Raw genomic sequence first — 13922 nt, 5'->3', positions numbered from 1 at the left:
TATTTAGTATATTGTTAAAATATTAATTTTGTTTCGATGAATAAATTATTTTTTAGAGTACTTGTTTTACTGATGAGTTTATCCTTGATAGGAATAATTCTAGTGCAGGTATATTGGTTCAATTCTTCGTTCAAAAATAACGACGAACAGTTTAAATACCACGTTACACAGGTTATTGGTAATGTTGCCGATAAATTGGAAAAACAAGAATTGTATAACTACTATGTTGATTATAATAATCTAAAAAAAAGTACAGGCAAAGACCCCAAAAAAGAAGACCTGCTTGAAGTTTATTATGTTCAGAGAAATACAAAAACAAATAAAACGATAGTATACTCAAACACCTTATCATCTGAAGATTACGGTATAAATAATTCATTATTTAACAAAAAATTTTCAAGTGACAGGTTTAAAAGCTTCAATTCAAAAAGAGTAACAGAAGTTTACAGTAACAACAATTTAATCGATCAGAACTCTTTAAGTCAAAGTGTTATTCCAGATTTAAAAATCGAAAAATCAGGAAGCTTAGAAATGTTAAGTAAAGTTCAGAGAGAAATTGCAGTAAAAGATTTTACTGATGTACTTCCAATTGAAGAAAGAGTTTCTAGAGACAAATTGCAAAGTTTATTAAAAAAAGAATTAGCTGAATATGGTGTAAAAACCAAATTTGAGTTTGGTGTACTAAATAATGGTTTGCCAACGAAAATTAAATCAGATAATTTCCATTACGATAAAGATGCAAGTTATCAAGTGCCCGTATTCACGGATAATGAAGGAAACAGTAAATATGAATTGTATATTACTTTTCCAAACAAAAAGAAGTTCTTATTGTCTGAATTGTTGAGTATCACTATTTTATCAATAGTTTTTACTTTGATTATAATTGTGGCTTACACAAGTGCATTAAATCAGTTATTACGTCAGAAACATATTTCTGAAATCAAAACCGATTTTATTAATAATATGACGCATGAGTTTAAAACGCCAATTGCTACTATCAACTTAGCGTTAGATGCAATTAGAAGCCCAAAAGTAATTGAAGATAAGGAAAAGGTATATCGTTACCTTCAAATGATAAGAGACGAAAACAAAAGAATGCATGCACAAGTTGAGAATGTACTGCGTATTTCAAAACTTGAAAAAAGAGAACTTGATATAACTAAAGAACCTACAGTAATTACAGATATAATTGACGACGCTATCGAGCACGTAAATTTAATTCTGGAAGACCGACAAGGTACAGTTGTAAAACATTATAACGCAGCAAGAACAACCTGTTTGATTAATGAAGTTCATTTCACAAACGTATTGGTTAATATTTTAGAAAATGCTATAAAATATTCTCCTGATACCCCGGAAATTGAAATTTTTACAGAAAATGTAAAAGACATGATTCTGATAAAAGTAAAAGATCATGGTTTGGGAATGAGTAAGATAGCTCAAAAACGAGTGTTTGAGAAATTTTACAGAGAACATACCGGTGACCTTCATAATGTAAAAGGACATGGTTTAGGATTAGCTTATGTAAAAAGAATCGTGGAGGACCACAACGGTCAAGTATATGTAGAAAGCGAAAAAGGAAAAGGTAGCACCTTTATAATAAAAATACCATTAATAAATTAAAATATGGAAAATACTAACAAAAGAATACTTTTAGTAGAAGATGACCTAAATTTCGGGGCAGTTCTTAAAGATTATCTAATGTTAAATGACTTTGAAGTTACTTTAGCTAAAAACGGTATGGAAGGTTTCGAAAAATTCAAGAAAGACGTATATGATTTATGTATTCTTGACGTAATGATGCCTTATAAAGATGGTTACACTTTGGCCAAAGAAATTAGAGAGAAGAACAGTGAAGTGCCAATTATCTTTTTAACAGCTAAATCTATGAAAGAAGATGTGCTAAAAGGATACAAAGCTGGTGCAGACGATTATTTAAATAAACCTTTTGATTCAGAAGTTCTTTTAATGAAAATTAAAGCAATCATTCAAAGAAAATCTGCTGATACAAAAGCTGAACAAGTACAATTTGAATTTAATATTGGTAAATTCCACTTAAATTCAAAACTAAGATTCTTGACTTTCCAAGATGAAGAGCCAATTAAATTATCTCCAAAAGAAAATGAATTGCTTAAAATGCTTATTCTTCATGAAAATGACTTAATGCCGAGAGAATTAGCTCTAACAAAAATCTGGAGAGATGACAACTACTTTACTTCAAGAAGTATGGATGTGTACATCGCTAAATTAAGAAAATACCTTAAATCTGATGAAGATGTTGAAATCTTAAACATTCACGGAGAAGGTTTCAGATTAGTGGTAAAAAGCAAAGTTTCTGAATAATTAATTCACCGAAAAATATATAAGTCCTGAGAAATCAGGGCTTTTTTTATGCCATTAACTGAAAATATTTTTTGAACTTTTTTTGATTTTAATGTATTGATTTTTAAAATCTTACTGTTAATTATGAAAACGGTTTAGCTATACTGGATTTTTATTTTGATGAATTTTCTTAAAAATAATTTGGAAAATCGAAAAAGTATTTTGAATATTTGCACACGAAAAAATTAGTAACCCTTTAAAACGAAGAAATAGTGTTTGTACTTACATTGACATCTCAGAGCTTTACACCAAATGGATTTGGTGAAGCAATTCTTCGTGGCTTATTTCAATCTTAGAAATATACTTTTAGATATATAAAAAAGCCCGAAGACAATACGTTTCGGGCTTTTTTTTTATTCTAGACTCTTCAAAATTTTCCCGAACATCGATTTTTAGTATTTATCCGTCAGGATAAAATGGTATGCCTTTTTGGCTATTAATTTAATGCACGATAATTTTTTATGGAAAATTATACGGTAGATGAGTATGCTTTATGCACTCGTTTTAAAAGTAAAAGAAAAAAGAAAAGATTAGTAAAGGAAGATTTTGATAAACAATTAATTCAGTTAAGAAAACTTGAAAAAGAACTTTGGAACAAACGACGTGATTTGCCGTTAGTTCCTCTCGAAGTACCCTATCAAAAAGGTTGGCAGCGAAATTTTAAATTAAGAGATGATGTTGCCAAATCAAGCGAAGCTCCATTTTACATAGAATTATTGGAAAAAATAAATACATGGCAGTTTTCATCTGAAAAAGCTTTTAAAAGAAAGAAAAAGAGAAAAAGAAAATATGTTTATGTTGAAAAATTCCAAACTGTAAAAGAATTTTCAGAATGGGAATGGAAAAGTTCAAAGTTAGAATTGACCGAAAAAGAAAAAGCGCATTTTTATAGAAGAGAGCGCTGGTGTAGTAACTGGAAACAATATAGAATTCATTATGTATTTAATGAGCCTTGGCGATATGTACTTCGTGTTAGTCCATATATGATAACACACACCAAAATGGTCGATTCGGATTTAGAAAGTCAAATTCAACTTATTGAAAATTATATTGTGAATCATCATTTAAGAGAAAAAATAAACAGATTAGTTAATGGATATTCTAATACTTGGAAATTTTATAGAAAAGAAAACCCAAAAGAGAAAAATCCAATTAAAAATAAAAGTCTGCATGCTTTGTATCAGCAATATGCAGATGAAATGATAGAAAATCATGGGAAATAAACTAACTGGAAAAGACCTGATTAAATTAGGTTTTCCAAAGAACAATTCAATAAATATCGCCTTAGGGCAGATAAACAGATATAGAAAAAGAGAAAAAAAAGAATCTATTCTAACAGAAGCAAAAGACGTGCTGTTAAATCCTGAAAAATATGAAGGAAACGGAACGTGGGGAAAAGTTGCCGAAGGCTTAATCAAACCTGTCCAAGTAAGAATGCATCAGCTTAAAACAACGAGATCGCCTTTTACCATTTTCGGTGAAAATGAAATCGACCAGCAGGCAAAATTTCAATTATATGATTCTTTGAAACTGCCAATTTCGGTTGCTGGTGCTTTAATGCCAGATGCGCATTCGGGTTACGGTCTGCCAATTGGTGGTGTGTTAGCTACTGATAATGCGGTTATTCCATATGGAGTTGGTGTTGATATTGGATGCCGAATGAGCCTTTCAATTTTTGATTTACCAGCTTCTCATTTTAAAGGAAGAGAACATCAACTAGAAGCCATTTTAAGAGACAATACAAAGTTCGGAATGAACGAAGTGCAATCGTCTAGAGTCGATCATGAGGTTTTTCATAAAAGCGAATTTCAAGACATTCCGTTGTTAAAGAATCTTTTACCAAAAGCATATAAGCAATTGGGAAGTTCTGGTGGAGGAAATCATTTCGTAGAGTTCGGAATCGCTAAAATTGACAATCCAGAGAACGAATGGAAACTGGAAAAAGGAGAATATTTTGCCGTTTTATCACACAGCGGTTCTCGTGGATTGGGTGCTAACATAGCCAAACATTACACGTATCTGGCAGCTAAACAATGTCCGTTACCCAAAAATGTGCAGCATTTAGCTTGGCTAGATTTGAATACACACGATGGTCAGGAATATTGGCTGGCAATGAATTTAGCAGGAGAATATGCAAAAGCCTGTCATGATGATATTCACAGACGAATTGCTAAAGCGATTGGAAAAAGAGTAGTGGTTACGATTGAAAACCATCACAATTTTGCATGGAAAGAAATGGTAAACGGTCAAGAATGTATTGTACACAGAAAAGGAGCAACACCTGCAGGCGAAGGTCAGCTTGGGATTATTCCGGGTTCGATGACAGCGCCAGGATTTATTGTGAAAGGAAAAGGAAATGCAGAAAGTTTGAATTCGGCTTCGCATGGTGCTGGACGTTTGTTTTCGAGAGCAAAATGTAAAAGCAGTTTTACACAAAGTCAGATTAACAAAGAATTGAAAAAACATGACGTGACTTTAATCGGCGGTAATATTGATGAAGCTCCAATGGCTTACAAAGACATCACAAAAGTAATGGCAAACCAAACGGAATTAGTTGAAGTTTTGGGAACTTTTACACCTAGAATTGTTAGAATGGATCGATAAAAATGGAAAAGATTATGGAAAGATTTCAGGATGAAAATAAGTTCTTAGGAAGTTTTAATGATGAGATTTTCGTTAAATGTCCAAATTGTGAATCTAAGGCATCTATTTTAAAAAAGCCTGCAGAAGATTGTAAATGTGGTAAATGTAAAGTAATGTCTTTTGAATGTAAACATTGTTTTACCAAACCTAGGCAGCCAATTATAAAATATGTTGCTTACGGAAAAAGATATTGTATTAATTGCAGAAAATCATATGAGTTTGAGTCACAAGCTTTCAAAAAGAAATCTTTGATTTATAAAACAAGATGCCCACATTGTAATTTTCAGGAAGAAGGAAAAACTAAAATAAAAGAAATTATAGAAGAATCAAAATTTGAGAAAGGATTGATGAGAGAAAGATGGTACAACTTACCACTTTGGTTTCAGAAAGAGTTTGATAACGAGATTTTTTGGGCTTACAATCTGGATCATATTTATTATTTGGAAAGATATATTAATGCAGGTTTAAGAGAACGAAATTCAAAAGTGAATTATACATCAAGTTTAGTGGCAAGATTGCCGCAATTTGTAAAAGCAGCAAAAAACAGAGAAAAGCTGCTCAAAATTTTAAAGAAATGGAAAGAATAATTCAAATAACAGCGGGTCGCGGACCTGCAGAATGCACTTGGGTGGTTGCCCAAGTGCTTAAAAAAGTACTCGAAGAAGCGCAGGAGCATCAACTGGAAACAGTTTTACTACAAAGAGAAGCAGGAACTGAAAATGGAACGGTGGAAACAGCTTCGATTGCAGTAAAAGGAAAAAATGCAGATCAGTTTGTGAATTCTTGGATAGGAACCGTTCAATGGATTGGTCAAAGCCAGTTTAGAAAAATGCACAAACGCAAAAATTGGTTTATCGGCATATTTGAAATCGAACAGCAAAAGAACAGTTTGTTTTCGGAAAATGATATTCAGTATCAAGCTATGCGAAGTTCTGGAGCAGGTGGACAGCACGTTAACAAAGTGAGTTCTGCGATTCGAGCGACTCATATTCCAACAGGAATTGCCGTTGTAGCAATGGACAGCCGTTCGCAGCATCAGAACAAAAAACTGGCAACAGAAAGATTAATTAAAAAACTAGAAGACGAGAAATTGCTTCAGCTTAAAAATCATGTGGGAAAACAATGGGAAAATCAGCTTAATGTGCAGCGTGGAAATCCTGTGAGAGTTTTTACTGGAAGTGATTTTAAAAAGAACAAAGTGGAGAAAAGTTACAAAGGAACTCGTCAGAAATTAAAAAATGATTTACGAAATGAAAACAATTGATAAATACCTTTTTCAGGCTTTAGATAATTATCCGTACTCGCTTGAAGAAACTATTGAATCTTTGGATTATGCTTTTTCTTATGATTCGAAAAATACAATGGTTCTGTGTTTGTACGGAAGAATTCAGGCTGAACATTTGATGAATTATGAAGAAGCTAAATCCTATTTTCAGGAAGCTTTAGCGATTAATATTCATGCTTTTGAAGTTTATCCACATTATTTGCAGACTTTAATTTTAAACGAAGATTACGAAGAAGCTCAAAAATTAATTGACTTTGCTTTAACTATTAAAGGAATTAATAAGTCGGTAATTTTTGTAAAGAAAGCCATTCTTTTAGAGGTTCAGCATAAATTTAAAGAAGCTTTGAAAGTAATTAAACAAGCAAAGTTATATTCTATTCAGCACGATTATGACACTGGAATTAGCGATGTTGAAAAACGAATTAAAGACAAAGTTGATTTGTTGAAAAAGAAGAAGCCTAAAAAAGAGAAGAAAGACTCTAAAAAGAAATCGAAATGATTTTTAATAAAAAACGATGCAATTTGCATCGTTTTTTATTGGGTCCAATTTCCTGCAAGGTTTTTAAAACCTTGTAGGTATTTTTAGTTTTAATATTAAAAATTAAATTTGAAGATCACTATAAAATAATAGACATACAAGGTTTTAAAAATCTTGCAGGAATCACGTAATTTATTTCCAGTGCAATTCTAATGCAAAGCAATTTTTATCTCCTTTTGTAATACTGAAAGTTGTTGCAGAATGATCTTCATTATCACTTTCGTGAATAACGACTTGATCGTTTAGAGAAAGCTCTTTTAAAAAGTTCATTTCAAAACTTTTTACTTCTTGTTTCAAAATTCTTTTTGCATCAACATGATCGAGACACCATTCTAAGTATTTTACGTTATTAGCATGATTTACAATATCTAAATCAGATAAATAAACGGTTTTTTCAAAAACAGATTCTTTTTCAGGATTGATGTTGATTCGAGAAAAACCTTCAATAGTTGCTCTTTGATCTGGGAAAAGTTCAAAATGTTCAAAAGGTAAAGCCAAAGCTTCTGGACGACGTGCTTTGGTATTGAAAACAGCCCAATACGTTTCGCTTCCCACAATCTTTTTGCCGTTTACATACATTTCTAGTGCACGAACAGAACGTGAATTTTCAAGACTGTTAATCCATGTTTTTACCGTTACAACATCCTGCCATTTTGGTAAAGCCGTTATTTCGACACGCATTCTGCTTAAAACCCAAGCCTGATCAAATTCCTGCATATCTGTAAAACTGATTCCGCCAACTTCAGAATGCGCTGCTGCGGTTAATTGTAAAAGATTGCATAAATCGGTGTATTTTAAGTAACCGTTTGGTGTACACTGTGTGAAATTGATTTCCCAGTCTTTACTTAAAACGGATGTGAAATTTGGTGATATTGGCATTTCTAAATTTAGATTTTAGATTGTTGATTTTAGATTTTTGGAGGAGAGAACAAAGAATATAGAACAAAGAGAAAATATTATTTTGTTTTATCTTCAATGTAATTTATGATTTGTTTTCTATCTAACGCATAATCAAACCATTTGGTGTTTTCGTTTCGTTTGAACCAAGTTAATTGTCTTTTTGAAAATCTTCGTGTGTTCTTTTTTATTTCTTCAATTGCAAAAGGCAAAGTGAATTCTCCGTCAAAATAACTAAATAATTCTCTATAACCGACAGTTTGTAAAGCATTTAGCTCTTTGTTAGGATAAAGCGTTTCTGCTTCTTTTAGCAAACCTTCATTCATCATGATATCTACGCGCTGGTTGATTCTGTTGTAAATTATTTCTCTTTCGGCGTCTAAACCAATTAAAATAGGAGTGAAGTTTCGGTTGTTTTTCTTTAAGTTTAAAAATGAAGAATAAGGTTTTTGCGATCCAATGCAAACTTCTACAAAACGCATCATTCGCTGCGGGTTTTGTAATGTCTGCGGATTTTCAATGGTTATTTTTTGATAATAATCTGGATCTAAACTTTGTAATTGTTCCTGAAGATATTCGATTCCGAATTTTTCGTAATTGGAATTTACTTCTAAGCGAACTTCTGGTGCGATTTCAGGGAATTCGTCAAAACCTTTTAAAACGGCATCAACATACAAACCTGATCCGCCAATTAGAATTACAAAATCATCGTTTTGATATAATTCTTCTAGTTTTGAAAGTGCTTCTTTTTCGTAATCACCTACCGTATAGTTTTCGAAAATGGATTTATTTTGAATGAAATGATGTTTTGCAGCGTTTAATTCTTCTTGACTTGGAACAGCGGTTCCAATTGTCATTTCTTTAAAAAACTGACGGCTGTCGCAGGAAATAATTTCGCATTTAAAATGTTGTGCCAAAGCAATGCTCAGGGCTGTTTTCCCGATAGCTGTAGGTCCGACGATTGTTATTAGGTATTTCATATTTTTTAGCCCAGATGGAAATGGAAACCCCGGACTTATATTTGTTTGTTTTTTTGAAATAAAAGAGCGACCAGCGGAAGCTCCTTTTATGACTTTAAAAAACAACAAAGATAAGGAGGAGTTGCAATGTACAGCTGGATTAGCTTCATAAATTAATTATTAGACAATTCTGTTCCGCATTCGTGGCAATATTTAGCACTATCGAAGTGAACTTGTGCCTGACATTTTTTACAAGTTTTTTTAGTGTTTACGGAATTGTTATTGAGACTTTTTTTGGCAAATTCGGCAGTTACGATTCCGGTTGGTACTGCGATAATTCCGTAACCTAAAATCATCACCAATGCTGCAATAAATTGTCCTTGTGGAGTTTGAGGTGAAATGTCTCCGTAACCAACTGTTGTTAAGGTTACAATTGTCCAATAAATTGCCATAGGGATACTTGTAAATCCTGATTCTTTACCTTCCACTAAATACATTATTGATCCAATGATAATGGTACTGATTAAAACGAAGTAAATAAAAACGAGAATTTTTTCTTTGCTGGCATCAATAGCTTCTTTTAATTGTAGTGATTGATGTGAAATTTGAGGAAGATGCAAAATTTTGAATAATCGAAGGAAACGCAATGCTCTGACAATTGATAAAATACTCGCTCCTGGAAAAAATATCGATAAATACATGGGTAAAACCGCTAGTAAATCGATTATTCCGTAAAAGCTGAAAATGTATTTAACGGGTTTTTGGATGGAAATTATTCGCAAAATATATTCGATAGTGAAAAATATCGTAATTACCCATTCGCATATCCACAATTGATAATGATATTTGGAACTGATCCCCTGAACAGTGTCAAGCATTATTAATAAAACGCTCAGTAATATTAAACCTAAAAGAACCAAATCGAACATTCGTCCTAATATAGTATTGGTTCCATATAGAATAATTTTGACCTTTTCTCTGAAGAGTTCGTATTGTGATTTTTTCTTTTTCATATCCTTAAAGATAATGAAAGTTTTGTTTTGTTAAAAGTGAAGTATTTTTAAAGACTTGCTTTTGCGGATATAATTTTGAATGATATTTTTTACATCACGATTGTGCTGCATTGGAATCAAGATGTTTTTTAAAATATCGATATTGGTGATTTGATAATTTAAATCGTAATAAGCGTATCCTTTATAAGTTCCGTCTTCAATTAAAATTGCGCTTCTTTCGTTCACATTTCGGCCTCTGTCGATTAAGACCATATTTTTGTTTTCGAAACTATTTTCGGCTATGAATTGCTGTACTCTTAAATTGTAAACTTCTGGTGTGATTTCGCCAATGCAGGCTCCGTCACATTCTTTAATTTTATATTGAAAACATTCTTTTTTGGTTTCATACAAACCCGTTAATTTTTGGCACAAATGATATTTTGCCGTAAATCGGAAAAGGGTATTTTTGCCTTCCTGTAAAGAAACAAACGATGCGATTTCTTTTCTACGTCCATCTGCTTTTTCAAGCCTTAGATTAATGTATCCATTTGTATCCTTTTCGGCATATAAGGCGAAAGGAAAAACGGTTTTCTTTTGTGAACGATTGTATCTCGGGCGGTTGATTTTTACTTCTTGACTTTCTTTTAAAAGTGCAATTAATTCGCTTCCAGTTTCATCATAAGTTATGGTAAAAACTTCGGCTTGAATTCTTTTACTTTTAGTGGTTATGCCGGTAAAATGCTGATTGATTCTTTTTTTGATGTTTTGGCTTTTGCCAATATAAATTAAAGTACCACTTTCGTTATAAATGTAATAAACGCCGGTTCTAGTTGGCATTTGAGTTAAAATGTCTAAAAATTTAGGAGCGATTCCTTTTTCAACTTCGAGTTTTATAAAATCTTTTACGATAGTTTTCTCGGTATCTTTTTCTAAAAGCATTTTAAAAAGCTTTGTAGTAGCCATAGCATCTCCGCTGGCGCGATGTCTATCTGCCATTGGAATTCCAAGTGCGCGCACTAGTTTTCCTAAACTATATGAAGGTTGTTCTGGAATTAGTTTTTTTGCTAATTCTACGGTACAAAGTGTTTTAGCTTCGAAGTCGTAGCCTAAACGTCTGAATTCTGTACGAAGTATTCGGTAATCAAAAGAGGCATTGTGAGCGACAATTACACAATCTGAAGTGATTTCGATAATGCGTTTTGCGACTTCGTAAAATTTGGGAGCAGAACGTAACATAGCATTATTGATTCCGGTTAGTTTTACTACGAAAGGCTGAATCGGAATTTCAGGATTAACAAGGCTGATGAATTGGTCAATTACTTCATGTCCATCAAATTTATAGATGGCGATTTCGGTAATTCCTTCTTCATTAAATTGTCCTCCAGTGGTTTCTATGTCTAGTATCGCGTACAAATTTTAGTGCTCAGTTTTTAGTATTCAGTTTTTGGTGTAGAGGCGCACTGCAGTGCGTCTAACTATTTTTGAATTTTAGCGCCCGCCAAAAATGCTGCTTCCAATTCTCACCATTGTGCTTCCGCATTCTATGGCTAATTGATAATCTCCAGACATTCCCATTGAAATTGTTTTTAAATCAACAATCTGTAGTTTTTGGATAGAGTCAAAAATAGATTTTAAATGTGTGAATTCTTTTTTTATTTGGTTTTGATCTTCGGTAAAAGTAGCCATTCCCATTAAACCTAAGATACGAATATTTTTTAATTCTTTAAATTCCAGAGAAGTTAAAAGTTCATTCAGTTCTTTTTCGTCCAAACCAAATTTGCTTTCTTCTTCAGCGATGTAAATTTGAAGAAGACAATCTATAACTCTCTTGTTTTTTAAAGCTTGCTTGTTGATTTCCTGTAATAATTTCAAACTATCAACACCATGAATCAAACTGACATACGGTGCCATAAATTTTACTTTATTCGACTGAACATGTCCAATCATATGCCATTGAATGTCTTTTGGCATTTGTTCCCATTTTTCAGTCATTTCCTGAATTTTGTTTTCTCCAAATATTCGCTGACCCGCTTCGTAAGCCTGCATCAAGTCGGAAACAGGTTTTGTTTTTGAAACGGCCACAAGAGTTACGTGTTCAGGTAAAGTTGCTTGAATTGTATTTAAATTCGATTGAATCGACATGATATTTCTCTTTTATGAAAGAATAAACTGCTTCGAAATTTTCTCTGCTTTTTTGCTTTCGCTATAATCATAAAAACCTTCTCCAGATTTAACGCCTAATTTTCCAGCTCTAACCATATTTACTAAAAGTGGGCAAGGAGCATATTTTGGGTTTTTAAATCCGTCGTACATTACGTTTAAAATAGCTAGACAAACGTCAAGACCGATAAAATCAGCTAATTGAAGAGGTCCCATTGGGTGTCCCATTCCTAGTTTCATAACCGTGTCAATTTCGTAAACGCCTGCAACTTTATTATATAACGTTTCGATTGCCTCATTTAGCATAGGCATTAAAATTCTGTTTGCTACAAATCCAGGATAATCGTTTACTTCAACTGGAACTTTACCTAATTTTTCAGATAAGTTCATGATGATTTTAGTTACTTCGTCGCTTGTATTGTACCCGCGAATGATTTCAACTAATTTCATAATTGGCACCGGATTCATAAAGTGCATTCCGATAACACGTTCAGGATGTGCTACAACAGCTCCAATTTGTGTAATTGAAATAGAAGAAGTGTTAGTTGCTAAAATGGTATTGTGCGAGCAATATTCGTTTAATTGTTTAAAGATATTTAGTTTTAGCTCTACATTTTCAGTTGCTGCTTCAACAACTAAATCAACTCCAACAACACCATCTTTTATATCGGTATACGTAATAATATTGGTAATTGTTTTGGTAACATCTTCTTGAGTAATGGTACCTTTAGATAACATTCTATCTAAATTGGCAGCAATAGTTGCCATTCCTTTATCTAATGATTTTTCAGAAACGTCGATTAATTTTACAGTAAATCCGCTTTGTGCAAAAGTATGCGCAATTCCGTTACCCATAGTTCCTGCTCCAATTACAGCTATTGTTTTCATATTTGAGAGATATTTTTTTTATGATTTAGCCACGAATTCACTAATTAATTTGTGAATTCGTGGCTAACTTATTTTTTTGAAAATTACTTATTTATTAAAACAATCAATAATTTGATAGGCCACTCGCAATGCGTCAGTTGCCTGTTCAAGCGTTACAACAGGAGTTGTGTTATTATTGATTGCGTCGGCAAATGAATTTAACTCGTCCAAAATAGCATTATTTTGCTCTACATCTGGATTAGTAAAATAGATTTGTTTTTTTACACCTTCGGCATTTTGAAGAATCATATCAAAATCTCCAGGTACTTCTGGTGCATCTTTCATACGTACGACTTCACATTTCTTTTCTAAAAAGTCAACAGAAATGTAAGCGTCTTTTTGAAAGAAACGTGACTTACGCATGTTTTTTAATGAAATTCTGCTTGCAGTTAAATTGGCTACACATCCGTTTTCGAATTCTATTCTAGCGTTGGCAATATCCGGAGTATCACTAATTACGGATACACCACTAGCGTGAATGTCTTTTACTTTTGAATTTACAACACTCAAAATGGCATCAATATCATGAATCATTAAATCTAAAACCACTGGAACGTCTGTACCACGCGGATTAAATTCGGCCAAACGATGTGTTTCTATAAACATCGGATTTTCGATCATGTTTTTTGTAGCAATAAAAGCAGGATTAAAGCGCTCTACGTGACCTACTTGTCCTTTTACATTGTATTCTTTGGCCAAAGCAATGATTTCTTCAGCTTCTTCTACAGTGTTGGCAATTGGTTTTTCAATAAAGATATGTTTTCCAGATTTGATTGCCACTTTTGCACATTTATAATGTGAAAGTGTTGGAGTAACAATGTCAATCACGTCAACAGCGTGAATGAGTTTTGCAATTGTGCTGAAGTTTTTATAGCCAAACTCTTTTGAGATTCTTTCGGCATTTTCTTGATTTTCGTCGTAAAATCCAACTAGTTCGTATTTGTCAGATTGTTGTAATAAGCGTAAATGTATTTTACCAAGATGACCAGCACCTAAAACTCCTACTTTTAACATGAGAATGTATTTTAAACAAAAATATAATTTATTTGTTTAACGTGAAAATGAATTTAGGTAATTGTGAATTGTGATTTGTGAAATGTTAGTTGTTAGTTGTGTGTTATTGATCGTTATTTGTTTGT

14 protein-coding genes are annotated in these 13922 nt (G+C 32.7%); 7 read left to right on the top strand and 7 right to left on the bottom strand.

Annotation, left to right across the window (positions count from 1 at the left end):
- Positions 1-36 precede the first annotated feature (36 nt).
- The 7 genes from J0383_RS01500 to J0383_RS01470 all read left to right on the top strand — a co-directional run bounded on the left by J0383_RS01500 (position 37) and on the right by J0383_RS01470 (position 6809).
- Positions 37-1623: a sensor histidine kinase gene (locus J0383_RS01500; protein ID WP_207296693.1), complete on the top strand. Its 1587-nt coding sequence runs from the start codon at positions 37-39 to the stop codon at positions 1621-1623.
- Between the two features lie 3 nt (positions 1624-1626).
- Positions 1627-2343, top strand: a complete 717-nt coding sequence (locus J0383_RS01495; RefSeq protein WP_012025443.1) for a response regulator transcription factor — start codon at positions 1627-1629, stop codon at positions 2341-2343.
- 500 nt (positions 2344-2843) lie between these two features.
- A complete protein-coding gene (locus J0383_RS01490; RefSeq protein ID WP_207296692.1) occupies positions 2844-3605 on the top strand; it encodes a hypothetical protein in 762 nt (253 codons plus the stop codon).
- Positions 3595-4986 carry an RtcB family protein gene (locus J0383_RS01485; RefSeq protein WP_207296691.1) on the top strand — a complete coding sequence of 464 codons (1392 nt, stop codon included), beginning with the start codon at positions 3595-3597 and terminating at the stop codon, positions 4984-4986. Before J0383_RS01490 ends, J0383_RS01485 begins: the two co-directional genes overlap by 11 nt.
- A 14-nt stretch (positions 4987-5000) precedes the next feature.
- Positions 5001-5612, top strand: coding sequence for a hypothetical protein (locus J0383_RS01480; RefSeq protein ID WP_207296690.1), 612 nt, complete (start codon positions 5001-5003; stop codon positions 5610-5612).
- On the top strand, positions 5600-6289 hold the full coding sequence (prfH, locus tag J0383_RS01475) for a peptide chain release factor H (protein WP_207296689.1): 690 nt from the start codon (positions 5600-5602) through the stop codon (positions 6287-6289). The genes J0383_RS01480 and prfH overlap by 13 nt, the downstream gene beginning before the upstream one ends.
- Positions 6276-6809, top strand: coding sequence for a hypothetical protein (locus tag J0383_RS01470; RefSeq protein ID WP_207296688.1), 534 nt, complete (start codon positions 6276-6278; stop codon positions 6807-6809). Before prfH ends, J0383_RS01470 begins: the two co-directional genes overlap by 14 nt.
- 171 nt (positions 6810-6980) lie before the next feature.
- Here J0383_RS01470 and J0383_RS01465 read toward each other — a convergent pair whose 3' ends face one another.
- The 7 genes from J0383_RS01465 to J0383_RS01435 form a co-directional block, all read right to left on the bottom strand.
- A complete protein-coding gene (locus tag J0383_RS01465) occupies positions 6981-7727 on the bottom strand; it encodes an acyl-[acyl-carrier-protein] thioesterase (protein ID WP_207296687.1) in 747 nt (248 codons plus the stop codon).
- Between the two features lie 77 nt (positions 7728-7804).
- Positions 7805-8725 (bottom strand): tRNA (adenosine(37)-N6)-dimethylallyltransferase MiaA, encoded by a 921-nt coding sequence (gene miaA / locus J0383_RS01460; protein ID WP_207296686.1) that lies wholly within the window; start codon positions 8723-8725, stop codon positions 7805-7807.
- A 152-nt stretch (positions 8726-8877) separates the two neighbouring features.
- Positions 8878-9717 carry an ion transporter gene (locus tag J0383_RS01455; RefSeq protein ID WP_207296685.1) on the bottom strand — a complete coding sequence of 280 codons (840 nt, stop codon included), beginning with the start codon at positions 9715-9717 and terminating at the stop codon, positions 8878-8880.
- Between the two features lie 30 nt (positions 9718-9747).
- A complete protein-coding gene (locus tag J0383_RS01450) occupies positions 9748-11109 on the bottom strand; it encodes an exonuclease domain-containing protein (protein ID WP_207296684.1) in 1362 nt (453 codons plus the stop codon).
- Positions 11110-11184: 75 nt separating this feature from the next.
- Positions 11185-11838 carry a YggS family pyridoxal phosphate-dependent enzyme gene (locus tag J0383_RS01445; RefSeq protein ID WP_207296683.1) on the bottom strand — a complete coding sequence of 218 codons (654 nt, stop codon included), beginning with the start codon at positions 11836-11838 and terminating at the stop codon, positions 11185-11187.
- Positions 11839-11850: 12 nt separating this feature from the next.
- Entirely contained in the window at positions 11851-12744 is an 894-nt protein-coding gene (locus J0383_RS01440; RefSeq protein ID WP_207296682.1) for a 3-hydroxyacyl-CoA dehydrogenase family protein, read from the bottom strand.
- Positions 12745-12831: 87 nt separating this feature from the next.
- A complete protein-coding gene (locus J0383_RS01435) occupies positions 12832-13797 on the bottom strand; it encodes a Gfo/Idh/MocA family protein (protein WP_207296681.1) in 966 nt (321 codons plus the stop codon).
- Positions 13798-13922 lie beyond the last annotated feature (125 nt).

The sequence above is a fragment of the Flavobacterium endoglycinae genome, assembly GCF_017352115.1.
Lineage (GTDB): Bacteria > Bacteroidota > Bacteroidia > Flavobacteriales > Flavobacteriaceae > Flavobacterium > Flavobacterium endoglycinae.
This window is presented reverse-complemented; position numbering and strand designations above follow the sequence as displayed.